The organism is Streptomyces sp. enrichment culture (assembly GCF_964272855.1).
Taxonomy (GTDB): Bacteria; Actinomycetota; Actinomycetes; order Streptomycetales; family Streptomycetaceae; genus Streptomyces.
Window position 1 is genome coordinate 5107501 of sequence record NZ_OZ186847.1, and the last position, 23334, is coordinate 5130834.

Sequence of the window (23334 nt, forward strand, 5' to 3'; positions counted from 1 at the left end):
GCGAGGCCGACAGGCGTAGTCGATGGATAACCGGTTGATATTCCGGTACCCGCTGTGAAGCGTCAAACATCGAATCCAGTGATGCTAAGGCCGTGAAGCCGCCCCTGATCTCTTCGGAGTGAGGGGGAGTGGTGGAGCCGCTGACCCAAGTTGGTAGTAGGTGAGTGATGGGGTGACGCAGGAAGGTAGTCCATCCCGGGCGGTGGTTGTCCCGGGGTAAGGGTGTAGGCCGCAAGGTAGGCAAATCCGCCTTGCATACGGCTGAGACCTGATGCCGAGCCGATTGTGGTGAAGTGGATGATCCTATGCTGTCGAGAAAAGCCTCTAGCGAGTTTCATGGCGGCCCGTACCCTAAACCGACTCAGGTGGTCAGGTAGAGAATACCGAGGCGTTCGGGTGAACTATGGTTAAGGAACTCGGCAAAATGCCCCCGTAACTTCGGGAGAAGGGGGGCCACACCCGGTGATCCGATTTACTCGGTGAGCTGGGGGTGGCCGCAGAGACCAGCGAGAAGCGACTGTTTACTAAAAACACAGGTCCGTGCGAAGCCGTAAGGCGATGTATACGGACTGACGCCTGCCCGGTGCTGGAACGTTAAGGGGACCGGTTAGCTCACCTTCGGGTGGGCGAAGCTGAGAACTTAAGCGCCAGTAAACGGCGGTGGTAACTATAACCATCCTAAGGTAGCGAAATTCCTTGTCGGGTAAGTTCCGACCTGCACGAATGGCGTAACGACTTCTCGACTGTCTCAACCATAGGCCCGGTGAAATTGCACTACGAGTAAAGATGCTCGTTTCGCGCAGCAGGACGGAAAGACCCCGGGACCTTTACTACAGTTTGATATTGGTGTTCGGTTCGGCTTGTGTAGGATAGGTGGGAGACTTTGAAGCGGGCACGCCAGTGTTCGTGGAGTCGTCGTTGAAATACCACTCTGGTCGTGCTGGATGTCTAACCTGGGTCCGTGATCCGGATCAGGGACAGTGTCTGATGGGTAGTTTAACTGGGGCGGTTGCCTCCTAAAGGGTAACGGAGGCGCCCAAAGGTTCCCTCAGCCTGGTTGGCAATCAGGTGTTGAGTGTAAGTGCACAAGGGAGCTTGACTGTGAGACCGACGGGTCGAGCAGGGACGAAAGTCGGGACTAGTGATCCGGCGGTGGCTTGTGGAAGCGCCGTCGCTCAACGGATAAAAGGTACCCCGGGGATAACAGGCTGATCTTCCCCAAGAGTCCATATCGACGGGATGGTTTGGCACCTCGATGTCGGCTCGTCGCATCCTGGGGCTGGAGTCGGTCCCAAGGGTTGGGCTGTTCGCCCATTAAAGCGGTACGCGAGCTGGGTTTAGAACGTCGTGAGACAGTTCGGTCCCTATCCGCTGTGCGCGTAGGAGTCTTGAGAAGGGCTGTCCCTAGTACGAGAGGACCGGGACGGACGAACCTCTGGTGTGCCAGTTGTTCTGCCAAGGGCATGGCTGGTTGGCTACGTTCGGGAGGGATAACCGCTGAAAGCATCTAAGCGGGAAGCCTGCTTCGAGATGAGGACTCCCACCCACTTGATGGGGTAAGGCTCCCAGTAGACGACTGGGTTGATAGGCCGGATATGGAAGCCAGGTAACTGGTGGAGTTGACCGGTACTAATAGGCCGAGGGCTTGTCCTCAGTTGCTCGCGTCCACTGTGTTGGTTCTGAAACCACGAACAGCCGTCGTAGCCGATGTGTTGCGGCTCCGGTTGTCAGTTTCATAGTGTTTCGGTGGTCATAGCGTGAGGGAAACGCCCGGTTACATTCCGAACCCGGAAGCTAAGCCTCACAGCGCCGATGGTACTGCAGGGGGGACCCTGTGGGAGAGTAGGACGCCGCCGAACAATTTTTGGGAAAACCCCCGTGCCATCCGGCACGGGGGTTTTCTGCGTTTCAGGGCATTACCCAGGTGTGGTCGGGGTCCTTTCGTCGACCCCGACCCCTCTCACATCAGAGGCGACCTGCCGTCTTGAGAGCCAGATATGCATCCGCCAGTGCTGGGGCCAGGTCGGCCGGCGTTGCGTCGACGACGGTGACACCATGGCGGCGGAGCTGTTCGGCGGTGCGGTTGCGTTCCGACTGGGACTGGGCGGCTGCTGCGGCCTCGTAGACGGACTCGGTGTTTCCGCGGGCCTTTGCCATGCCGGCGATGTGCGGATCCGCTACAGACGCCACAAGAACCGTGTGGCGCTGGGTGAGCTGAGCCAGGACCGGGAGCAGACCTTCTTCCATGGGGGCCGCGTCGAGAGTAGTGAGCAGGACGATGAGCGAACGACGCGGGGCCGTGCGGAGCGCGGTGGCGGTGAGGCCTCGGGCGTCCGTTTCCACCAGCTCGGGCTCGAGGGTGGCCATGGCGTTGACCAGGGCCGGCAGGACGTCGCCGGCCGAGCGGCCCTGGACGAGGGCGCGGATCCGGCGATCGTAGGCGAGAAAGTCGACGCGGTCGCCGGCGCGGGAGGCGAGAGCGGCCAGGAGGAGTGCCGCATCCATGGAGGCGTCGAGGCGTGGGGCGTCGCCCACGCGGCCTGCGGATGTGCGGCCGGTGTCCAGGACCAGGAGGATGTGCCGGTCGCGTTCAGGGCGCCAGGTGCGAACGGCGACCGTGGACAGGCGGGCTGTGGCGCGCCAGTCGATGGAGCGGGTGTCGTCTCCGGGGACGTACTCGCGGAGACTGTCGAATTCCGTGCCCTCGCCGCGCGTGAGCACGCTCGTACGCCCGTCGAGTTCGCGGAGTCGCGCGAGCTTCGAGGGGAGGTGCTTGCGGCTGGTGAAGGGCGGCAGGACGCGGACCGTCCAGGGCACCTTGTGGGTGCCCTGGCGGGCGAAGAGGCCGAGGGGGCCGTACGAGCGGATGGTCACCCGGTCCGCGTGGCGGTCGCCGCGGCGGGTGGGGCGTAGGCGTGTGCTGATGCGGCGGCGTTCGCCCGGGGGGACGGTCAGGCGGTGACGGGAGGCCGTCACCTCGGTGCCGCGCTGCCAACTGCTAGGTGGCCACGCGTCCCGGAGGTGGGCGCGGAGTGGTCGGCGGGACGGGTTGGTGACCGTGAGGGTGACGTCCGCCTCGTCGCCCAGGCGTGCCGAGGTGTCGCCTGAGCGGGTCAGGCCGAGGCTGCGTACGGGTGCCGCGAGGGCGAAGTCGCAGGCGCAGGCGACGGCCAGGGGGCCGTTGACGGCGAGGATGCCCGCCCAGCTGGGTTCCAGGATGCCGACGAGGAGGGAGCCGAGGGCCGCCAGGAGGGCGGCACGTCCGGTGAGGGCCATCAGCGGGGAACGGGGACGTGGGCGAGGATCGCGTTGATGACCGAGTCGGCCGTCACGCCTTCCATTTCTGCCTCTGGGCGCAGCTGGACGCGGTGGCGGAGGGTGGGGAGGGCCAAGGCCTTCACATCGTCGGGGATGACGTAGTCGCGGCCGGTCAGCCAGGCCCAGGCGCGGGAGGTCGCGAGGAGGGCGGTGGCGCCGCGCGGGGACACACCGAGGGTGAGGGACGGCGATTCACGGGTGGCTCGGCAGATGTCGACCACGTAGGCGGTGATCTCGGGGGAGACCGTCGTCTTGGCGACCGCGGCGCGGGCGGCTTCGAGGTCGGCGGGGCCGGCGACCGGGCGTACGCCGGCGGCGTCGAGGTCGCGGGGGTTGAAGCCCTGGGCGTGGCGGGTGAGGACGTCGATCTCGTCCTGGCGGGAGGGGAGCGGGATCGTCAGCTTGAGGAGGAAACGGTCCAGCTGGGCTTCAGGGAGGGGGTAGGTGCCTTCGTACTCGACCGGGTTCTGGGTCGCGGCTACCAGGAACGGCTCGGGGAGCGGGCGGGGTGTGCCATCGACGGTGACCTGGCGTTCTTCCATGGCTTCGAGCAGCGAGGACTGGGTCTTCGGGGGCGTGCGGTTGATCTCGTCGGCGAGGAGAAGGTTGGTGAAGACCGGTCCGGCTTGGAAGGAGAACTGGGCGGTGCGGGTGTCGTAGACGAGGGAGCCGGTGATGTCGCTCGGCATCAGGTCCGGGGTGAACTGGACGCGCTTGGTGTCGAGTTCCAATGCGGATGCGAGGGCGCGGACGAGCAACGTTTTGGCGACCCCAGGGACTCCTTCTAGTAGGACGTGTCCGCGGCAGAGAAGGGCGACGACGAGACCGGTCACGGCGGGGTCCTGGCCGACCACGGCCTTGGCGATCTCGGCGCGCAGGGCTTCCAGGGAGGCTCGGGCGTCGCCCGGGTCCCCGGTCCGCCCGGCGTTGTCAGTGGTCGGGTCCATCATGAACGGCGTACCTCTCTTTCGAGGGCGTCGAGTTGGTCGGCGAGTGCGATGAGGGCCTTGTCGTCGCTGGGCGGCGGGCCGAAGAGCAGGGATTGCAGAGGCTGTCCGTCGCCGTGGAGGTGCGCGGACAGCGCGGGGAGCAGGGCTTCGGGCGTGTGAGCCCGGGCGACGGGGACGCCTACGAGGGGGGCGAGGCGCGTGCGTGTGGTGGAGCGGAGAACGGCGGCCGCGCGGTCGCGTGCGTTGGCCTTGCGGTAGAGGCGGGCGCGGCCTTCGACGGTTTCGGAGGCGCGGATCGCCACGGGGAGTTTTTCGGGGACGAGCGGGCCGAGTCGGCGTGCCCGCCACAGGGCGGCGACGGCCGCGGCGATGAAGAGCTGCAGTGTGCCCCAGAGCCAGCCGGAGGGGAGCAGGTCCACGAGGGTCTTGTCGTCGCCGGTGTCGGTGGCGGAGGCGTCGGAGAGCGAGGGGAGGTACCAGACCAGATGGGGGCGGGAGCCGAGGAGTTGGAGGGCGAGCGAGGCGTTGCCCTGCTCGTCGAGGTGTTCGTTGTGGAGGATGTCGGGCGCGCCGAGGACGATGGTGTCGCCGCTCCCGGAGGGCTGCGGAACGCGGATCAGGGTGGCCAGGCGTTCGCTGCGGTAGCACTGGTCGGCTTCGAGGTGGGTGGTGGTGTAGCGGATGCCGCCGGTGTCCGCGGTGCCGGCGCGGCGGGCGGCGGGCAGGTCGCAGTCGGGGATGAGTGTCGAGTCCGGGCTGGTGACGGGGTCCGCGGTGACGCCGGGGGCGAGTCGTTCGACGGATGCGCTGCCGGCGGCGATGAGGACGGTGCGTCCGCCGGATTCGGCGGTGGTGGCGTGCAGCCGGTTCTGCTGGTCGGCGGTCAGGAGGTCGGGGACGGCGACCAGGAGGGTGGTGTCGGGGGCGACGGCGGCGCGGGCCTCGTCCAGGGTGGTGACGACGCGTGTGGAGACGCCTCGGTCGGCGAGGAGTTCGGCGACGGCGCGGCTGCCCTGGGGGTCGGCGGAGCGCGGGTCGAGGTTGCCGTGCCGGGTGTCGGAGCGGATGACGGCGATCGTCACGGCGGCCGCGAGGAGCAGTGCGACGGCGAGCGCGACGCCTCGTGTCCGGGTCCACAGCTGTCGGGCGGTGGTCGAGACGGAGGTGGTCGCGGGCGGGGCCTCGGTGGTCATTCGGCGGCCCCCTGGCTGGTGTGGTGGGGCTCGTTGTGGGCGCTGCTGCTCGGCAGGTGGGGTTTGGTGCGCTCCAGGTCCCGGTCGAGGTCGGCGATGCGCTGGTACGACTGCTGGGTGGCTGTTCGGCCGCCGTATGTCACGTCGTCGAAGTCGCGGGCGGCGGTGCGCAGGCGGTCGGTGTGGGAGGGCAAGGCGTGTCCGGCCTCGGCTGCGGCCTCGTCGGCGGTGCGGCCGGGGCGGGCGTCGAGGAGGGCGCGTTCCTCGAGGGAGCGGACGATGGCCCGCATGCGTTCCTGGACGGCCTGGTTCCAGTGGCCCTGGGCGGCGTGGGCGTCGGCGTTGGCGCGGTGGTCGGCGGCGCTGCGGGGGCGGTCGTCGAACAGGGCTGCGGAGGAGGTCGGCCGGCGGCGCGGGGTGCCGAGGCGCCACCACAGGGCGCCGAGGACGGCCAGGACGACGAGGACGACCATGACCAGGCCGACCGTTCCGCCGGGGGTGGCGGAGGAGGCGGCGTCGAACAGGCCGTCCATCCAGTCCCAGAAGGCGTTGAGGGCGCGTTCGAGGGGGTTGGGGTCATCCTCGTGGTACATGCGCTTGGACAGCTCGCGTCGGGCCGCCTCGCGGGCGGGGTCGCGTGGGATCGTGACCGGCGGCTCGTCGTCGGAGTGCGCGAGCGACAGCGCGGACAGGTCGCCGCCGGCCGCTGCGGCGGCGCGGGGCAGCGCCGACGCAGCGGTGAGGAGTTCCCCCGTCAGGTTCACCGCATCAGCTCCCGGGGGTGCCGGGGGAGGTGGGACCGTAGCCCTGGACGCCGGCGGCGCGGGCCAGTTCGAGGTCGAGGGCCTCACGGCGGATGCGCTGGTCGATGTAGAGGAGCACGGTGACGCCGGCCGAGATCGGGAACGTGATCATGGAGCCGATCACCGAGCCGATCCCGCTGACGACGAGGAACGTCCAGCCGTAGTCGCCGGTGCCGTCGAGGAACCCGCTGATGCCGTCGCCGCTGAGACCGGCGGCGAGGAACGTGAACGGGATGACGACGATCGCGGCGACGATGTTCGCGATGATCGTGGCCAGCAGCTGGATGCCGAAGACCCGCCACCAGGAGCCGCGCACGAGCTTCGCGGACCGGCTCAGGGCCTTGGTGATGCTCTGCTTCTCCAGCATCAGGGCCGGGGAGGCGAGGGAGAAGCGGATCATCAGCCACACGGCGACGACCGCGCCGGCGAGGCTGCCGAAGACGGCGAGTGCGGCGCCGCCTCCGCCACCGCCCGCGAGGGTCACGAGGATGCCGGGGAGCGCTCCGGCGAGGGCGACGCCGACGGCGATGACGAGCAGCAGGAAGATCAGGCCGAACAGCTTGGCGACCTGCGGGCGGGCGTCGCGCCAGGCCTCACCGGTGGTCACCGGCTTGCCGAGCACGGCGCGGCTGGTGACGGTCGTCAGCAGGGCGGTCGCGGCGACGGTGCCGATCAGGGAGATGACGAAGAGGACACCGGAGCTGAGCATGGCGTCGCCCATGGCCTCGGTCAGTTCGTCGAGGGTGGCGCTCGGGTCGCCGAGCGCGTCGGTGTCGGCGTAGTCCTGCAGGAACAGGCCCTGGAGCAGGATGACGACGATCTCGATGACGACCGCGACGGTCAGCGAGATGCCGAGGACCGTGCGCCAGTAGGTACGCATGGTGGAGACGGCACCGTCGAGGATCTCGCCCACGCCGAGCGGGCGGAGCGGGATCACGCCGGGCTTGGCGGCGGGCGGGGGGCCGCCCCAGGGGGTTCCCCAGCCGCCGTAGCCGCCGGGGCCGGGCCCGCCCTGCCAGTTGCCGTGGGGGCCGGAGGGGCCTCCGGGAGGCGGGGTGCCCCAGCCCGGGCCGGGCGGCGGAGGCGGTGGGGTCTGGCCGGGGGCCTGGGCGCCCGTGGGCGCGGACCACTGGGCGGGTGGCGGCTGCTCCTTGGACCACTGCGCGCCGGGGCTCTGTGGGTGCGTGCCCGGCTGGGCGGGCTGCTCGGGGGCGGGCCGGTCGGCCGGCTCGTCGGGGCCGGGCTTGCCGGGCTCGTGCCCGTCGGACGGGGAGGATCCGGGCGAGGCCCAGCCCGGAGTGTCGTTCATCGTCGCTCCTTCACGGTGCCCGTCCGCGGTCGCGGTGGCAGGTTGGCAGACATCGTGCCACGGGGCGGTGGACGGGGGACCGGCCGCGGTGGGGGCTGTGCACCTTCAATTGTCCGACGGAATGCGGGCAGACTGACTGCATGGCTGATCAGCAGGCGCAATCCGTCGAGGACAAGCGGCCGACCGGGCTACCGGTGCTCCGGTGGGAAGAGCCACCGGAAGGTCCGGTGCTGGTGCTTCTGGACCAGACCCGGCTGCCGAGCGAGGAAGTCGAACTGGTCTGCACGGACGCATCCGCGCTGGTGGAGGCGATCCGTTCGCTCGCCGTGCGCGGGGCGCCCGTGCTGGGGATCGCGGGGGCGTACGGGGTCGCGCTCGCCGCCGCGCGAGGGTTCGACGTGGACGAGGCGGCGGTCGCGCTGGCCGGTGCCCGGCCGACCGCGGTGAATCTCTCCGTGGGGGTGCGCCGGGCACAGGAGGCGTACCACGCGGCGCTGGCCCGGGGCGGGGATGCCGGGGAGGCCGCCGCGGCGGCGCTGGCGGCGGCGCGGCGGCTGCACCGGGAGGACGCCGAGGCCAGTGTCCGGATGGCCGAGCACGGTCTGGCGCTGCTGGACGAGCTGCTGCCCGGCGGGGGGCACCGGATCCTCACCCACTGCAACACCGGGTCGCTGGTGTCGGGCGGGGAGGGGACGGCGTTCGCGGTGGCCCTCGCGGCGCATCGGCAGGGGCGGCTGCGGCGCCTGTGGGTGGACGAGACCCGGCCGTTGCTGCAGGGGGCGCGGCTGACGGCGTACGAGGCGGCGCGCAGCGGGATGGCGTACACGCTGCTCACCGACAACGCGGCGGGGTCGCTGTTCGCGTCGGGGGACGTGGACGCGGTGCTGATCGGCGCCGACCGGATCGCGGCGGACGGGTCGGTGGCGAACAAGGTGGGGAGCTATCCGCTGGCGGTGCTCGCGCGGTACCACCATGTGCCGTTCATAGTGGTGGCGCCGGTGACGACGGTGGATCTGGGCACCGCGGACGGGGCGGCCATCGAGGTCGAGCAGCGCCCCGGGTACGAGGTGACGGAGGTGATGGCGCCGCAGGCGCAGGTGGCGGGGCCGGGCGGTGGGATGCCGGTCGCTCCCTTGGGGACGCAGGCGTACAACCCGGCGTTCGACGTGACTCCGCCCGAGTTGGTGACGGCGATCGTCACCGAGGCGGGAGCCGTGTCCCCGGTGACGGCCGAGGGGCTGGCCGAGCTGTGCGGGAAGGGCCGGGCCTGATCGACGTGACCGACGTGAGCGGCACCCTCGACCGCGGCGACGTGCGGGGGAGGGGCCGTGACCGGGAGGTCGTCCGAGCCCGGCCTTCGCTTCGAAGCCGCGGGACGGCTTGGACCAACGGCCCGGACGGAGACCTCGCGCCGGGTGGACAAGTCTCGTAGGCGTGTCCGCCCGCCGGATGCGCGACATCCTTGGCTGACATCGAACGCTGATGGACGCGGGCAGACAGTGATGGCCTCGTACGACTATCGTCACTGGCCAGTGACGCTGCTCACCTGGATCTTCGCCACCGTTATGAGAATGGGATGATGTCGTTTATGAAGGGACGAGTCCTTGTCGTCGACGACGACAGCGCACTGGCCGAGATGCTCGGCATCGTGCTGCGTGGTGAAGGTTTTGAGCCGTCTTTCGTAGCTGACGGCGACAAGGCGCTGGCCGCTTTCCGGGAGACCAAGCCCGATCTGGTGCTGCTGGACCTGATGCTGCCCGGACGGGACGGCATCGAGGTGTGCCGGCTGATCAGGGCGGAGTCCGGGGTGCCGATCGTGATGCTCACGGCGAAGAGCGACACCGTCGATGTCGTCGTGGGCCTCGAGTCGGGTGCCGACGACTACATCGTGAAGCCGTTCAAGCCCAAGGAACTGGTGGCTCGTATCCGGGCGCGGCTCAGGAGGTCGGAGGAGCCGGCGCCGGAGCAGCTCGCCATCGGTGACCTCGTGATCGACGTGGCCGGTCACTCCGTGAAGCGGGACGGGCAGTCGATCGCGCTGACGCCGCTGGAGTTCGACCTGCTGGTGGCGCTCGCGCGCAAGCCGTGGCAGGTGTTCACCCGTGAGGTCCTGCTGGAGCAGGTGTGGGGTTACCGGCACGCGGCGGACACCCGGCTGGTCAACGTCCATGTGCAGCGGCTGCGCTCCAAGGTCGAGAAGGACCCGGAGCGGCCGGAGATCGTGGTGACCGTCCGTGGTGTCGGTTACAAGGCGGGGCCGAGCTGACGTGACCGGAGACAGTGCCGCTTCGGCGCCCGGCCGGTCCGGGGCCCGCGCGGGGCGGCCTGTCGGCCGGAAGGCGGCGGGCTCCCGCTGGGCAAGGTTTCTGGAGGGCGGACTGCTGCAGGGCGGAGTCCAGGGCAGCCCGATCCTCCGGCTGTTCATGCGCTGGATACGCCGTCCGCTGCTGCCGGTGATGCGGCTGTGGCGGCGCAACATCCAGCTGAAGGTCGTCGTCACGACGCTGCTGATGTCGCTGGGCGTGGTGTTGCTGCTGGGCTTCGTCGTCATCGGGCAGGTGCGCAACGGGCTGCTGGACGCCAAGGTGAACGCGTCGCAGAGCCAGGCCACCGGCGGGTTCGCCGCGGCCAAGCAGCGCGCCGAGGAGGCGGCGAGCGGCGCCACCGGCGAGGTGGCCGTGGTGGACGGACGGTCCTCGCAGAACGTCATCCAGTGGATGAGTGATCTCGTCTCGTCCCTCTCCAGCGGCGGTCAGGGCGCCTTCGACGTGGTGACGCTGCCCGCCGGGGACGGCACCGAGGGCGGGCGCGCCTCGCGTGCCTCCGGTGGGGTCAAGGCCACCGAGAGCGTGCCGGAGGACCTGCGTGAGCAGGTCGCCAGTGGTGCCGGGGCCTTTCAGAGCTACACCCGCGTCGTCTACGGGCCGGGCAAGGACTCGCAGCCCGCGCTGATCATCGGCAAGCGGGTCAACGACCCGAACGGCGACCCGTACCAGCTGTACTACCTCTTCCCGCTGACGCAGGAGGAGGAGTCGCTGAGGCTGGTCAAGGGGACGCTCGCGACGGCGGGGCTGTTCGTCGTCGTGCTGCTCGGGGCGATCGCCTGGCTCGTGGTGCGCCAGGTCGTCACGCCCGTGCGGATGGCCGCCGGGATCGCCGAGCGGCTGTCGGCGGGGCGGCTCCAGGAGAGGATGAAGGTCACCGGCGAGGACGACATCGCGCGGCTCGGCGAGGCCTTCAACAAGATGGCGCAGAACCTTCAGCTGAAGATCCAGCAGCTCGAGGACCTGTCGCGGATGCAGCGGCGGTTCGTGTCCGACGTGTCGCACGAGCTGCGTACGCCGCTGACGACCGTGCGGATGGCCGCCGACGTCATCCACGAGGCGCGGGAGGACTTCGACCCGGTCACCGCGCGGTCGGCGGAACTGCTCGCCGACCAGCTGGACCGGTTCGAGTCGCTGCTGGCGGACCTGCTGGAGATCAGCCGTTTCGACGCGGGCGCGGCGGCGCTGGAGGCCGAGCCGATAGACCTCAGGGAGGTCGTCCGGCGGGTCGTCGACGGCGCCGAGCCGCTGGCCGAGCGCAAGGGCACCCGGATCCGGATCGTGGGCGATCAGCAGCCCGTCGTCGCCGAGGCGGACGCCCGGCGGGTGGAGCGGGTGCTGCGCAATCTCGTCGTCAACGCCGTGGAGCACGGCGAGGGCAAGGACGTCGTGGTCAAGCTGGCCGCGGCCGGCGGGGCGGTCGCGGTGGCGGTGCGGGACTACGGCGTCGGGCTCAAGCCCGGCGAGGCGACCCGGGTCTTCAGCCGGTTCTGGCGCGCCGACCCGGCACGGGCGCGGACGACGGGCGGTACGGGTCTGGGGCTGTCCATCGCCCTGGAGGACGCCCGGCTGCACGGCGGCTGGCTGCAGGCCTGGGGTGAGCCGGGCGGCGGCTCGCAGTTCCGGCTGACGCTGCCGCGGACCGCGGACGAGCCGCTGCGGGGCTCGCCGATACCGCTGGAGCCGAAGGACTCGCGGCGCAGCCGTGAGCTCAACGACGCCGGTGTGCCGCGCGGCGGCGAGAAGAGCGCCACCGTGCCCGCGCAGACCTCGGTCGGCGGGCCGGTGCGGCCGCTCGACTCGATGGCCCCGCGGATGGCCTCCGTGGCTCCGACCGCCGATCCGACGGCACTGCCGGGCAACGGCGCGCGCGTGGTGCCCCGGCCCGCGGGAGGGGCGCGCCGGCCGGAGGAGCCGGCGTCGGGTCCGGTCTCGGGGCAGCCGTCGGACGCGGAGCCCGATGAGTCGAACGAGCAAGGGGAGGCATTTCGTGGGCGCTGACCGCGAGGGGGGCGCTCGGCGCAGACCGGCGCGCGCGGTGGCGTACCTCGCCTGTGGGGTCGTACTGCTGGCGGGGTGTGCGTCGATGCCCGACCACGGGGATCTGCGGGGGGTGGAGTCCACGCCGCGGCAGGACGCGCAGGTGCGGGTGTTCGCCGTGCCGCCGTCGGACGACGCCTTGCCGCCGCAGATCGTCCAGGGCTTTCTCGAGGCGCTGACCAGCGACGACCCCAACTACGAGACGGCGCAGCAGTATCTGACGGAGGCGGCCGACGACGCGTGGCACGCGCAGCGGTCCATCACGGTGCTCGCCAACGCGCCGAACATCGAGGTCGATTGGGCGACCAACAAGGAGAACAGCGACACCTTCTCGTTCCTGCTGACCGGCAAGAAGGTCGCCACTGTGGACGCGCAGCAGTCGTACTCGCCCGCGAGCGGGGAGTACAGCCAGCAGATCCTCCTCAAGAGGGAGAAGAAGAACGGGCAGTGGCGTATCGACCGGCTGCCGCAGGGAGTCGTGCTCGGCCAGTCGGACTTCCAGCGGAACTACATGTCCGTCAACAAGTACTACCTCGCGAACAATGCCCAGACCGACACGTCCGCGCAGCTGGCGGCGGTCGCCGACCCCGTCTATGTGCGCCAGCGGGTGGATCCGACGACGCAGGTGGTGCGTTCGCTGCTCAACGGGCCCACGCGGTGGCTCGATCTGGGAGTCCGGTCGAGTTTTCCCTCCGGTACGCGGCTGAAGAAGGGCGCGACCGACCTGACGCCCGATGAGAGCAACAAACTGACCGTGCCGTTGAACGAGAAGGCCGCCCGGGTGGGGCTGGCCAAGTGCAACGAGATGGCGGCCCAACTGCTGTACACCCTGCAGGACCTCACGCCCACGGTGGACGAGATCGAGTTGCGGGCGGGCGGTGCGGAGCTGTGCACGCTCGACGCCGACGGGGCAACCGCGGTGGCCACCCGGGGCCCGGAGCGCAGTCCCGAGTTCCTGTACTTCCTCGACGGCGACCACCGCGCGGTGCGGATCCGCAGCGGCAGCAAGACCGCCGGGGCCGAGCCCGTTCCGGGTCCGCTGGGCGAGGGCGCGAAGGCGTTCCGCTCGGTGGCGGTGTCGCGGGACGAGCGCAGCGCGGCCGGAGTCGGCCTGGACGGCACGGAGTTGTACGTCGCGCGGATGGAGCCGGGCGCGCCGCTCGGCGAGCCGGTACTGAGGAGCGCGGGCAAGACCGAGGACGACCGGCTGACCACGCCCAGCTGGGACGGCCGGGGCGACCTGTGGATCGCCGACCGTGACCCCGCCGCGCCGCGGCTGCTGCTGCTCCAGGAGGGCAAGGGGGAGCCGCTGGAGGTCGGGACGCCCGGGCTGGAAGGGCGCGTGAAGTCGGTGCGGGTGGCCGCCGACGGGGTGCGGATCGCGCTGGTCGTGGAGAAGGACGGCGCGCAGTCCCTGCTCGTGGGCCGGATCGACCTGGACGAGAAGGTCGGCGAGCGCTCGGGGGTGACGGTGCGTGAGCTGCGCAATGCCGCGCCGGAGTTGGAGGAGGTCACCACCATGTCGTGGAGTGGTGACGGCCGGCTCGTGGTGGTCGGGCGCGCGAAGGGAGGCGTGCTGCAGATGCGGTACGCCCAGGTCGACGGCTCCACGCCGAAGGGGCCCGCGCCGGACGCGCTGACCGGGGTGAAGGAGATCGCCGCGTCCGAGGACGAGCGGCTGCCGCTGGTGGCGTACTCGGACGACGGGATCGTGCGGCTGCCGTCGGGCGAGCAGTGGCAGACCGTCGTCAAGGAAGGATCGGCGCCGGTCTATCCGGGGTGAGACGGGGTCCGTCCCGGGTTCGATCTCAGACGGCCGTTCTCGTGCGGGGTGACCCGGCGGGGGCGGCCGTTCCGCTGGGCGGGCCCGGAGTTTTCCCCAGGGGGGTTTTCCACAGGGGTGGCCGGCTTCTGCGGGCGTTGGCAGAGTGGTGCGCATGCGGGGGTGGTGGCAGGACCTCACCGAGCTGGTGCTGCCGGCCGAGTGCGGAGGCTGCGGCAGGCCTCGTACGGTGCTCTGCCCGGAGTGCCGAGCGGCTCTGAGCGGGGCCGCGCCGTGCCGGGTGCGGCCGGTGCCGGAGCCGCCGGGTCTGCCGGCCGTGCACGCGGCGGCCCGGTACGGGGACGAGGTGCGGGCCGTGCTGCTGGCCCACAAGGAGAGAGGTGCCCTCGCTCTCGCCGGTCCGCTCGGCGCGGCTCTGGCGGGAGCCGTGCGGGCGGGACTGAGGGAGGCGTGGGGGAGTGACGGGGGTGTGTCGGCCGATGGGGTGAGAAGGGGGGAGCCGTGCGGCCCGGTGCTGCTCGTCCCAGTGCCGTCGGGGCGCCGGGCGGTGCGGGCGCGCGGGCATGATCCGGCGCGGCGGATCGCGCTCGCGGCGGCGGGGGAGCTGCGGCGGACCGGGACGCAGGCCCGGGTGCTGGCGGTGCTGCGGCAGCGGCGGGCGGTCGCCGACCAGTCGGGGCTCAACTCCCGGGAGCGGCTGGACAACCTGGCGGGCGCACTGGGCCTGGTGCCGGGCGGGGCCGGGCTGCTGCGGGAGGGGCCGGTGGTCCTCGTCGACGACCTGATGACGACGGGCGCGTCCCTGACGGAGGCGGCGCGCGCGGTGCGGGCGGCCTCGGTGGCCGGATCCGGCGGACATGGGGGGCCGCTGGATGTGGCACACGAAGAAGAGGCATCGGTTGTGTACGGGAGAGGAACTCGGGAAAGGACTGGGGCACGGACGGCTGGAGCAAAGGAAGGGAGTGCGGGCCGGAAGCGGGTCGGCCCCGGAATGACGGGGCTGAACAGAGCCGGGGAAGTGACCTGCGCGGCGGTGATCGCGGCAACGCCGGATTCTTTCGAAATAAACCGGAACTGACTGCGAACTTGCATCGTTGCAGCTAGTGAGAGGCTCAATTCACCTGAACGGAGGTACGCCGCGGTAGAGGGTGACGACATCCGTCCAGGCGAGATATGTTCGGTTGTGAGGGAAAGCCGCAGGCCACACCTCTCATATCCGAATGCCGTGCCGCGTGATTTTGAATCACCAGGCCGGCCGGGGTGCAGATCTCGCCCATGGGGGAGGAGGAGGTGGACGTCACCGAGTCCGAGGTTCCGGGGCTCACCGGGACCTGGTGCACAAGGGAGATGCTCCGCCATTGATGCGGAGCGATCCGGGAACGGAGTTCTGCGTGGACATCGTCGTCAAGGGCCGCAAGACCGAGGTGCCCGAGCGGTTCCGCAAGCACGTGGCCGAGAAGCTGAAGCTGGAGAAGATCCAGAAGCTCGATGCCAAGGTGATCAGCCTCGACGTCGAGGTGTCCAAGGAGCCCAACCCCCGACAGGCCGACCGTTGCGACCGAGTGGAGATCACGCTCCGCTCCCGCGGTCCGGTGATCAGGGCGGAGGCGGCGGCCAACGATCCGTACGCGGCACTCGACCTGGCAGCGGAGAAGCTGGAAGCCCGGCTCCGCAGGCAGCACGACAAGCGGCACACACGCCGCGGGGTCCGTCGGCTCACCGCAGCCGAGGTACCCAACCACGTACCGGGCGCGGCGACGCTCAACGGCAATGGCGGCGGCCTTGCGGCGGACGAGCCGGAAGGGGTGCCGACCAAGAAGATCGGCTCGCTCGAGGTGCAGGGCGAGGGCCCTCTCGTCGTCCGAGAGAAGACGCACGTAGCCGCCCCGATGACCCTCGACCAGGCTCTCAACGAGATGGAGCTGGTCGGGCACGACTTCTACCTCTTCGTCGACTCCGAGACCAAGGAACCGAGTGTCGTCTACCGGCGGCACGCATACGACTACGGCGTGATCCATCTCCGGACGGACACGATGATCACCGAGCCGCCCTCACCCGAGGCGGGCGGTTCACTGGGCGGCTGACCATTCCGGACGACAGCTGATCCCGGTGCCCCTGGAGCGCGCGTGCGCCCCCAGGGGCACCGGTGTGCGCCCACTTCGCCCACCGCTTCGTCACCGCGGTGTCGTCCGGGCATGAAATCATGGCCGTACGGCCCAACGGGTGGGCCGTTGCCTTGGGTTGGCGATGGCACAGGACCACGGGCCTAAGCCTTCAGGGGGAGGAACGATGGCGGACAGCTTCGGACCGATGCAGGCCGAGAACGCCGGCGACGGCGCGGACGGCATGGGGCCGGGAGCGCGGCCGGGAGCGGGGCCGGACGTGGGCTCTTCACGTCAGGAGCCGATCCGTGTCCTGGTCGTGGACGACCACGCCCTCTTCCGTCGGGGCCTGGAGATCGTGCTCGCGGCCGAGGAGGACATCCAGGTCGTCGGCGAGGCGGGAGACGGGGCCGAGGCGGTCGAGAAGGCCGCCGACCTGCTGCCCGACATCATCCTGATGGACGTACGGATGCCCAAGCGGGGCGGCATCGAGGCGTGCACCTCCATCAAGGAGGTGGCCCCCAGCGCCAAGATCATCATGTTGACGATCAGCGACGAGGAAGCCGACCTCTACGACGCCATCAAGGCGGGCGCCACCGGATACCTCCTCAAGGAGATCTCGACCGACGAGGTGGCCACCGCCATTCGCGCGGTGGCCGACGGGCAGTCGCAGATCAGCCCGTCCATGGCGTCGAAGCTGCTCACCGAGTTCAAGTCGATGATCCAGCGGACGGACGAGCGCCGGCTGGTGCCCGCGCCGAGGCTCACCGACCGGGAACTGGAAGTGCTCAAGCTCGTGGCCACCGGCATGAACAACCGGGACATCGCCAAGGAGCTGTTCATCTCCGAGAACACCGTGAAGAACCACGTGCGCAACATCCTGGAGAAGCTTCAGCTGCACTCCAGGATGGAGGCCGTCGTCTACGCGATGCGGGAGAAGATCCTCGAGATCCGGTGAGCGCGGTCAGTCCAGGGCCCGGGCGAGTTCCCTGGTGAGAGGGTCGCGCACGTCCGGGGCGTCCACCCGTTCCACCCGTACGTTCGTGCAGTCCACCCATGTCGCCGCTTCCAGCAGGGCCCGCGCCACGGCCGGGACCGCCTTCGGGCCGTCGAGGGTGACCTGCTTGGCTACCAGGGTGCGGCCCTCGCGGGCCGGGTCGACACGGCCGACCAGCCGGCCGCCGGCCAGCACCGGCATCGCGAAATAGCCGTGCACCCGCTTCGGCTTCGGGACATAGGCCTCCAGGCGGTGAGAGAAGCCGAAGATCCGCTCCGTCCGGGCGCGCTCCCAGATCAGGGAGTCGAACGGGGACAGCAGGGTCGTGCGGTGGCGGCCGCGCGGGGGCGTCTCCAGCGCCGCCGGATCCGCCCAGGCCGGCTTGGCCCAGCCCTCGACCGTGACCGGGACCAGGCCGGAGTCGGCGAGCACCGCGTCGACCTGGTCGCCCCTGAGCCGGTGGTAATCGGCGATGTCCGCGCGGGTGCCGACGCCCAGGGCCTCGCCGGCGAGTCGGACGAGGCGGCGCAGGCACTCCCGGTCGTCCAGGTCGTCGTGCAGGAGGGCCGGCGGGATCGCTCGTTCGGCGAGGTCGTAGACCCGCTTCCAGCCGCGGCGCTCCACACAGACCACCTCGCCGTACATCAGCGCGCGCTCCACGGCCACCTTCGTGCCGGACCAGTCCCACCACTCGCTGGTCTTCTTCGCGCCGCCCAACTCCGTGGCGGTGAGCGGGCCGTCCGCGCGGAGCTGCTTGATCACCTGGTCGTAGGTGCCGTCCGGGAGCGTGTGGTTCCAGTGCGGGCGGTCGCGGTAGGCGCGGCGGCGGAAGGCGAAGTGGGGCCACTCCTCGATGGGGAGGATGCAGGCGGCGTGGGACCAGTACTCGAAGGCGTGCGGCTGTGCCGTGCCCCCGGGGTGCCAGTAGGCGCTCTCCACCGTCTTGCGGCCCACGGCGCCGAGGCGGGCGTAGGGGACCAGCTCGTGGGAGCGGGCGAGGACCGAGATCGTGTCGAGCTGCACCGCGCCGAGGTGACGGAGGACGCCGCGGACACCGGCGCGGCGGTCGGGGGAGCCGAGGAGGCCCTGGGCCCGCAGGGCGATACGGCGGGCCTCGTCGGCGGAGAGGGTGGTGGAGGGGCGCGGGGTCGTCATGCCCTCGAACGATAGGCGGTGGCACTGACAGCGGGGGCTGAGCTGCGGATTCCTCAGGAACTGCGCGGAGGGGCCGGGAGATAGGGGGCCGTCGAGGGCAGCGAGAGGTCGGAGGGGAGCAGGGAGCCCACCCAGCAGTCGCGGCGGACGCCGTTGTTGTTGAGGGCCGCGCGGAGGGTGCCTTCGAGGGTGAATCCGGCTCGTCGGGCCACCGCGCGGGAGGCCGAGTTGCCGACCTCCGCGCGCCATTCGAGGCGGTCGACGGGGATGCGGGTGAAGGCCCAGTGGGAGACGGCCACGGTGGCCTCGGTGATGTAGCCGTTGCCGCGGTGGCGGTCGACCGCCCAGAACCCCAGTTCGGCCGTGCCCAAGGAGCGCATGGTGACACCGAGCATGCCGACGAGGTCCCCGTCGGGGAGGAAGGCGCCGAAGGTGAACATCGAGGAGGTCGCCCAGCCGTCGGGGACCTGCTGCTCGACGAAGGCCTGGGCGTGCTCGGGGAGGTAGGGGGAGGGGATCGTGGTCCAGCGCTGGATGTCGGGGTCCTGACAGGCCGCGTACACCGCGTCCGTGTCGTCCGGGCCGACCGTGCGCAGCAGCAGGCGGGCGGTGGGGATCGTGACGGGGTCCATCGGCCGATTCTGCTCCATCCGTGCTTCCCGGCAGGAGGGGGCCGCCCTATGGAGAAGGCCGCCCTATGGGTGAGCGGGCGATCACGAATCGTGCAATTCGTCTGCGGGGCGCGGCACCATCCGCGACGCGCGGACGTTGTCCCTTGTGAAGGCCGTCGTCGCGGCAGGCCTCCCGGCGCGGCCGGGTCCTCGCATACGATGGCCGTTGCTCAGTAGTCAGAAGGAAAACCGACCGTCCCAGGCCCGACCGGCAAGGAGACCAACCCCCGTGTCCGTCCTCTCGAAGATCATGCGTGCAGGCGAAGGCAAGATCCTGCGCAAGCTGCACCGCATCGCGGACCAGGTCAACTCCATCGAAGAGGACTTCGTCGACCTCTCCGACGCCGAGCTGCGCGCCCTCACTGACGAGTACAAGCAGCGGTACGCCGACGGCGAGAGCCTGGACGACCTGCTCCCCGAGGCCTTCGCCACCGTCCGGGAGGCCGCCAAGCGCGTCCTCGGCCAGCGGCACTACGACGTGCAGATCATGGGCGGTGCCGCCCTGCACCTCGGCTACGTCGCCGAGATGAAGACCGGTGAGGGCAAGACCCTCGTCGGCACGCTCCCGGCCTACCTGAACGCCCTCTCCGGGAAGGGCGTCCACCTGATCACGGTGAACGACTACCTGGCCGAGCGCGACTCGGAGTTGATGGGCCGCGTCCACAAGTTCCTGGGCCTGAGCGTCGGCTGCATCCTCGCCAACATGACGCCGGCTCAGCGTCGCGAGCAGTACGCCTGCGACATCACCTACGGCACGAACAACGAGTTCGGCTTCGACTACCTCCGCGACAACATGGCTTGGTCGAAGGACGAGCTCGTCCAGCGAGGCCACAACTTCGCCATCGTCGACGAGGTCGACTCCATCCTGGTCGACGAGGCCCGTACGCCGCTGATCATCTCCGGCCCGGCGGACCAGGCCACCAAGTGGTACGGCGACTTCGCCAAGCTGGTCACCCGCCTCAAGCGCGGCGAGGCCGGCCAGCCCCTCAAGGGCATCGAGGAGACCGGCGACTACGACGTCGACGAGAAGAAGCGCACGGTCGCCATCCACGAGTCCGGCGTCAGCAAGGTCGAGGACTGGCTGGGCATCGACAACCTGTACGAGTCGGTGAACACGCCGCTCGTCGGTTACCTGAACAACGCCATCAAGGCCAAGGAACTGTTCAAGAAGGACAAGGACTACGTCGTCATCGACGGCGAAGTCATGATTGTCGACGAGCACACCGGCCGTATCCTCGCCGGCCGCCGTTACAACGAGGGCATGCACCAGGCGATCGAGGCGAAGGAAGGGGTGCCGATCAAGGACGAGAACCAGACGCTCGCCACGATCACCCTCCAGAACTTCTTCCGCCTCTACAAGCGCCGCGACCACAACGGCAAGGAGATCCCCGGCCTCTCCGGCATGACCGGTACGGCCATGACCGAGGCCGCGGAGTTCCACCAGATCTACAAGCTCGGCGTCGTCCCGATCCCGACGAACAAGCCGATGATCCGCAAGGACCAGTCGGACCTGATCTACCGCACCGAGGTCGCGAAGTTCGAGGCGGTCGTCGACGACATCGTCGAGAAGCACGAGAAGGGCCAGCCGATCCTCGTCGGTACGACGTCGGTCGAGAAGTCCGAGTACCTGTCGCAGCAGCTGTCCAAGCGCGGGGTCCAGCACGAGGTGCTCAACGCCAAGCAGCACGACCGCGAGGCGATCATCGTCGCCCAGGCCGGCCGCAAGGGCGCCGTGACCGTGGCGACCAACATGGCCGGCCGTGGTACGGACATCAAGCTCGGCGGCAACCCCGAGGACCTCGCCGAGGCGGAGCTGCGCCAGCGCGGCCTCGACCCCGAGGAGCACATCGAGGAGTGGGCCGCGGCCCTGCCCGCCGCCCTGGAGCGCGCCGAGCACGCGGTCAAGGCCGAGAAGGAAGAGGTCGAGGCGCTCGGCGGCCTCTACGTCCTGGGCACCGAGCGGCACGAGTCGCGCCGTATCGACAACCAGCTGCGCGGTCGTTCCGGCCGTCAGGGCGACCCGGGCGAGTCCCGCTTCTACCTGTCGCTCGGCGACGACCTGATGCGGCTGTTCAAGGCCCAGATGGTCGAGCGCGTGATGTCCATGGCGAACGTGCCGGACGACGTGCCGATCGAGAACAAGATGGTCACCCGCGCGATCGCGTCCGCCCAGTCGCAGGTCGAGCAGCAGAACTTCGAGACCCGTAAGAACGTCCTGAAGTACGACGAGGTCCTGAACCGGCAGCGCGAGGTCATCTACGGCGAGCGCCGCCGTGTCCTGGAGGGCGAGGACCTGCACGAGCAGATCCAGCACTTCATGAACGACACGATCGACGCGTACGTCGCCGCGGAGACCGCCGAGGGCTTCGCCGAGGAGTGGGACCTGGACCGGCTGTGGGGCGCTTTCAAGCAGCTCTACCCGGTCAAGGTCACCATCGAGGAGCTGGAGGAGGCGGCCGGTGACCGCGCGGGCCTGACCGCCGAGTTCATCGCCGAGTCCATCAAGGACGACATCCTCGAGCAGTACGAGGCGCGTGAGGCGCAGCTCGGCTCCGAGATCATGCGTGAGCTGGAGCGCCGGGTCGTGCTGTCGGTCCTCGACCGCAAGTGGCGCGAGCACCTCTACGAGATGGACTACCTCCAGGAGGGCATCGGCCTGCGCGCGATGGCGCAGAAGGACCCGTTGGTCGAGTACCAGCGCGAGGGCTTCGACATGTTCACCGCGATGATGGAGGGCATCAAGGAGGAGTCCGTCGGCTACCTGTTCAACCTGGAGGTCCAGGTCGAGCAGCAGGTCGAGGAGGTCCCGGTCGAGGACGCCAAGCCGGTGGCCGACCTGGAGAAGCAGGACGTGGTGCCTGCGCAGACGGGTGCGCGCCCCGAGATCCGCGCCAAGGGCCTGGAGGCCCCGCAGCGGCGGAACCTGCACTTCACCGCGCCGACCGTGGACGGCGAGGGCGGCACCATCGAGGGCGACTTCGCCGAGGACGAGCCGGTGCGCTCCTCCGCCGACGGCCTCACCCGCGCGGAGCGGCGCAAGCAGGCCAAGGGCGGGCGGCGCCGCAAGAAGTGACGGCGCCGTAGCGTCGTCGTAGGGCCGAAGGGCCGGGTCACCCACGGGTGCCCGGCCCTTCGGCATGCCGGTCAGTCGTCGTCCGCGCGGGGGCGGCGGGGGCCGTCCAGTTCCACGGCCGTGCAGCGCCAGCGGCGGTCCCGGCCCAGTTCCAGGCGGAAGGCCATGGCACGCAGGCGGTCGCCGGTGCGGATGCGGGCGAAGGCCTCGAAGGCGCCTGGACGGGGCTCGTAGTAGCCGATGTCGCGGAGCACGGGGCGGGGGCCGGGGGAGCGCAGGGGGCCGGTCTCGGCGAGCCGGGTGAGGTCGTCGTAGGCGTGTCCGAGCGTGTACCCGAGCATCGAGTGGACGGGGCGCCGGCCGCTGAGGACGAGCAGTAGACGTTCGGCGAAGAGGTCGGTGGGGCGGGGCTGCGGGACCGGGCGGCGCGGGGTCTGCGGGGGGACCCTGAGGGGCGCGTGCGGCGTGTGCGGTGCGGCTGTGCGGAGGCCGTCCGCGGGGTGCGCGTGAGGCACTGGCGGAAGGGTGCCGGGCGGCGCAGTGCGGGGCGTCTGGGGGCGGATGCCGGGCGCCACCGTAAGGGGCGCCGCCGTACGTGCCGGTGCGCCGGCGTCGGCAGGGTCCGGGCGCCAGGCGCGGGGTGGGGTGGCGCCGGGGCGGCGGGTGTCCCGGCGGGAGTCGCGGCGGTTCGGAGGACGGGTGCCGGGGCGGTCGGCGGGGGTGTGCTGGGCCCTGGTCATGACCTTGTTCATGGGATCCCCGTTTCGCTGGGCCCGGAGATACCGGGCGGTAACTTGCTGGTGGTGATCTTGTACGGGGCGGCGGACCCGGCGGCAAGGACTCCGCAAGTCGGGGTCGGGGTCCGGGAACGTTCACTTATCTGGGTGATCTCAAGGGGGAAAGGCCTGGTGGGCGAGGTGCGGCGGGTGAATTCGCGGGCCTCGGGTGGACGGCTTCCAAGGCCCGGGCAGAGACCCGAAAGGGGACGCCCGCACGTATCCTGAAGGCCCTTCGAAGCCTTGCGGGGCCCTCCGACCACGAAAGAGGCGGCCAGCCATGCGCGTCTACGTCCCCCTGACCCTCCCTGGTCTCGCCGAGGCGTACAAGACGGGAGAGCTCGGGGCGGGACCGCTCCTCGCCTACGCCGTCACGCCCGCGCTGCGCGAGTGGTACCTGTCCGACGACATCGAGGAACTGGAGTACGCGGCGCTCGGCCGGGCCGCGCTCGCCTCGCTGCGGCGGCTCGCGGAGGATGCCGCGGCGCCGCGCCGACGGGTGGTCGTCGCCGTCGACGTACCGGACGGCGCGGCCGCAGCCGACCCCGACCGGGGCCTCGACCCGGCGGCACTCGGCGAGGTGCGGGTGGCCGGCGCGGTGCCGCTGGCCAAGGCGGCCTCCGTGCACGTCGACGCGGAGGACGCGGAGGCGGACGTGGCCGCGGCCGTGCAGGCGCTAGGGGCGGCGGACGGCGGGGACGACGACGCGCAGTTCGTGGTGGACGGGGCCGATGACCACGAGCTGCTGTGGTTCGCGACGCAGGAGATCCCGAACCTGGTCGCGCAGGGCGACTGAGACCCGTATCCACCTGGGCTTCTCTTGATTGTCAGTGCCGGCGG

Annotated in this window: 17 protein-coding genes and 2 rRNA genes (1 of these 19 only partly in view); 11 read left to right on the forward strand and 8 right to left on the reverse strand. The window is 70.3% G+C overall.

The genetic code is table 11. From position 1 onward, the window contains the following. Both ACSU6L_RS22490 and rrf read left to right on the forward strand, forming a co-directional pair. A 23S ribosomal RNA gene (locus ACSU6L_RS22490) occupies nt 1-1653 on the forward strand; it begins 1468 nt to the left of the window's first position. 89 nt (nt 1654-1742) lie between these two features. Beyond that, nucleotides 1743-1859 (forward strand): 5S ribosomal RNA (gene rrf, locus ACSU6L_RS22495). Between the two features lie 106 nt (nt 1860-1965). Here rrf and ACSU6L_RS22500 read toward each other — a convergent pair. From ACSU6L_RS22500 to ACSU6L_RS22520, 5 genes are read right to left on the reverse strand one after another with little or no spacing between them, the layout of a single operon-like run. After that, on the reverse strand, nt 1966-3276 hold the full coding sequence (locus ACSU6L_RS22500; protein WP_437059434.1) for a DUF58 domain-containing protein: 1311 nt from the start codon (nt 3274-3276) through the stop codon (nt 1966-1968). After that, nucleotides 3276-4265: an AAA family ATPase gene (locus ACSU6L_RS22505; protein ID WP_437065012.1), complete on the reverse strand. Its 990-nt coding sequence runs from the start codon at nt 4263-4265 to the stop codon at nt 3276-3278. Before ACSU6L_RS22505 ends, ACSU6L_RS22500 begins: the two co-directional genes overlap by 1 nt. Next, nucleotides 4265-5461, reverse strand: a complete 1197-nt coding sequence (locus ACSU6L_RS22510; protein WP_437059436.1) for a DUF4350 domain-containing protein — start codon at nt 5459-5461, stop codon at nt 4265-4267. The genes ACSU6L_RS22505 and ACSU6L_RS22510 overlap by 1 nt, the downstream gene beginning before the upstream one ends. Further along, on the reverse strand, nt 5458-6225 hold the full coding sequence (locus ACSU6L_RS22515; RefSeq protein WP_437059438.1) for a DUF4129 domain-containing protein: 768 nt from the start codon (nt 6223-6225) through the stop codon (nt 5458-5460). Before ACSU6L_RS22515 ends, ACSU6L_RS22510 begins: the two co-directional genes overlap by 4 nt. A gap of 4 nt (nt 6226-6229) precedes the next feature. After that, on the reverse strand, nt 6230-7573 hold the full coding sequence (locus ACSU6L_RS22520; RefSeq protein WP_437059440.1) for a glycerophosphoryl diester phosphodiesterase membrane domain-containing protein: 1344 nt from the start codon (nt 7571-7573) through the stop codon (nt 6230-6232). 140 nt (nt 7574-7713) lie between these two features. On the opposite strand from ACSU6L_RS22520, the gene mtnA reads away from it, so the two are divergent. The 7 genes from mtnA (at nt 7714) to ACSU6L_RS22555 (ending at nt 16780) form a co-directional block, all read left to right on the forward strand. Next, nucleotides 7714-8844, forward strand: coding sequence for an S-methyl-5-thioribose-1-phosphate isomerase (gene mtnA, locus ACSU6L_RS22525; protein ID WP_437059442.1), 1131 nt, complete (start codon nt 7714-7716; stop codon nt 8842-8844). A 305-nt stretch (nt 8845-9149) separates the two neighbouring features. Beyond that, complete coding sequence (gene mtrA, locus ACSU6L_RS22530) at nt 9150-9839, forward strand: two-component system response regulator MtrA (protein WP_198948386.1); 690 nt, start codon at nt 9150-9152, stop codon at nt 9837-9839. 1 nt (nt 9840) lies between these two features. Further along, nucleotides 9841-11898, forward strand: a complete 2058-nt coding sequence (gene mtrB, locus ACSU6L_RS22535; protein WP_437059445.1) for an MtrAB system histidine kinase MtrB — start codon at nt 9841-9843, stop codon at nt 11896-11898. Further along, the gene (locus ACSU6L_RS22540) at nt 11888-13720 is read left to right on the forward strand and encodes an LpqB family beta-propeller domain-containing protein (RefSeq protein ID WP_437059447.1); all 1833 of its coding nucleotides are present in this window, start codon (nt 11888-11890) and stop codon (nt 13718-13720) included. Before mtrB ends, ACSU6L_RS22540 begins: the two co-directional genes overlap by 11 nt. A 154-nt stretch (nt 13721-13874) precedes the next feature. After that, entirely contained in the window at nt 13875-14798 is a 924-nt protein-coding gene (locus tag ACSU6L_RS22545) for a ComF family protein (protein ID WP_437059449.1), read from the forward strand. Nucleotides 14799-15111: 313 nt separating this feature from the next. Continuing rightward, nucleotides 15112-15804 carry a ribosome hibernation-promoting factor, HPF/YfiA family gene (gene hpf, locus ACSU6L_RS22550; RefSeq protein ID WP_385310421.1) on the forward strand — a complete coding sequence of 231 codons (693 nt, stop codon included), beginning with the start codon at nt 15112-15114 and terminating at the stop codon, nt 15802-15804. 205 nt (nt 15805-16009) lie between these two features. Further along, nucleotides 16010-16780 (forward strand): response regulator, encoded by a 771-nt coding sequence (locus ACSU6L_RS22555; protein ID WP_437059451.1) that lies wholly within the window; start codon nt 16010-16012, stop codon nt 16778-16780. 6 nt (nt 16781-16786) lie between these two features. Here ACSU6L_RS22555 and ACSU6L_RS22560 read toward each other — a convergent pair whose 3' ends face one another. Both ACSU6L_RS22560 and ACSU6L_RS22565 read right to left on the reverse strand, forming a co-directional pair. Further along, entirely contained in the window at nt 16787-17974 is a 1188-nt protein-coding gene (locus ACSU6L_RS22560; protein ID WP_437059453.1) for a winged helix-turn-helix domain-containing protein, read from the reverse strand. Between the two features lie 53 nt (nt 17975-18027). Next, nucleotides 18028-18606 carry a GNAT family N-acetyltransferase gene (locus ACSU6L_RS22565; RefSeq protein ID WP_437059455.1) on the reverse strand — a complete coding sequence of 193 codons (579 nt, stop codon included), beginning with the start codon at nt 18604-18606 and terminating at the stop codon, nt 18028-18030. Between the two features lie 268 nt (nt 18607-18874). Between ACSU6L_RS22565 and secA the strand changes: the two genes are divergently transcribed. Then, on the forward strand, nt 18875-21718 hold the full coding sequence (gene secA / locus ACSU6L_RS22570; protein WP_437059457.1) for a preprotein translocase subunit SecA: 2844 nt from the start codon (nt 18875-18877) through the stop codon (nt 21716-21718). Between the two features lie 71 nt (nt 21719-21789). Here secA and ACSU6L_RS22575 read toward each other — a convergent pair whose 3' ends face one another. Beyond that, complete coding sequence (locus ACSU6L_RS22575) at nt 21790-22470, reverse strand: Rv3235 family protein (protein WP_437059459.1); 681 nt, start codon at nt 22468-22470, stop codon at nt 21790-21792. A 304-nt stretch (nt 22471-22774) separates the two neighbouring features. On the opposite strand from ACSU6L_RS22575, the gene ACSU6L_RS22580 reads away from it, so the two are divergent. After that, the gene (locus ACSU6L_RS22580; protein ID WP_437059461.1) at nt 22775-23290 is read left to right on the forward strand and encodes a DUF6912 family protein; all 516 of its coding nucleotides are present in this window, start codon (nt 22775-22777) and stop codon (nt 23288-23290) included. Nucleotides 23291-23334: the final 44 nt, after the last annotated feature.

Bases quoted from the DNA above. Each gene is read 5' to 3' on its own strand.
- ACSU6L_RS22500 (WP_437059434.1), bottom strand. From the start codon at position 3,276: ATGGCCCTCACCGGACGTGCCGCCCTCCTGGCGGCCCTCGGCTCCCTC.
- ACSU6L_RS22505 (WP_437065012.1), bottom strand. From the start codon at position 4,265: ATGGACCCGACCACTGACAACGCCGGGCGGACCGGGGACCCGGGCGAC.
- ACSU6L_RS22510 (WP_437059436.1), bottom strand. From the start codon at position 5,461: ATGACCACCGAGGCCCCGCCCGCGACCACCTCCGTCTCGACCACCGCC.
- ACSU6L_RS22520 (WP_437059440.1), bottom strand. From the start codon at position 7,573: ATGAACGACACTCCGGGCTGGGCCTCGCCCGGATCCTCCCCGTCCGAC.
- mtnA (WP_437059442.1), top strand. From the start codon at position 7,714: ATGGCTGATCAGCAGGCGCAATCCGTCGAGGACAAGCGGCCGACCGGG.
- mtrA (WP_198948386.1), top strand. From the start codon at position 9,150: ATGATGTCGTTTATGAAGGGACGAGTCCTTGTCGTCGACGACGACAGC.
- ACSU6L_RS22545 (WP_437059449.1), top strand. From the start codon at position 13,875: ATGCGGGGGTGGTGGCAGGACCTCACCGAGCTGGTGCTGCCGGCCGAG.
- ACSU6L_RS22555 (WP_437059451.1), top strand. From the start codon at position 16,010: ATGGCGGACAGCTTCGGACCGATGCAGGCCGAGAACGCCGGCGACGGC.
- ACSU6L_RS22560 (WP_437059453.1), bottom strand. From the start codon at position 17,974: ATGACGACCCCGCGCCCCTCCACCACCCTCTCCGCCGACGAGGCCCGC.
- ACSU6L_RS22565 (WP_437059455.1), bottom strand. From the start codon at position 18,606: ATGGACCCCGTCACGATCCCCACCGCCCGCCTGCTGCTGCGCACGGTC.
- ACSU6L_RS22575 (WP_437059459.1), bottom strand. From the start codon at position 22,470: ATGAACAAGGTCATGACCAGGGCCCAGCACACCCCCGCCGACCGCCCC.
- ACSU6L_RS22580 (WP_437059461.1), top strand. From the start codon at position 22,775: ATGCGCGTCTACGTCCCCCTGACCCTCCCTGGTCTCGCCGAGGCGTAC.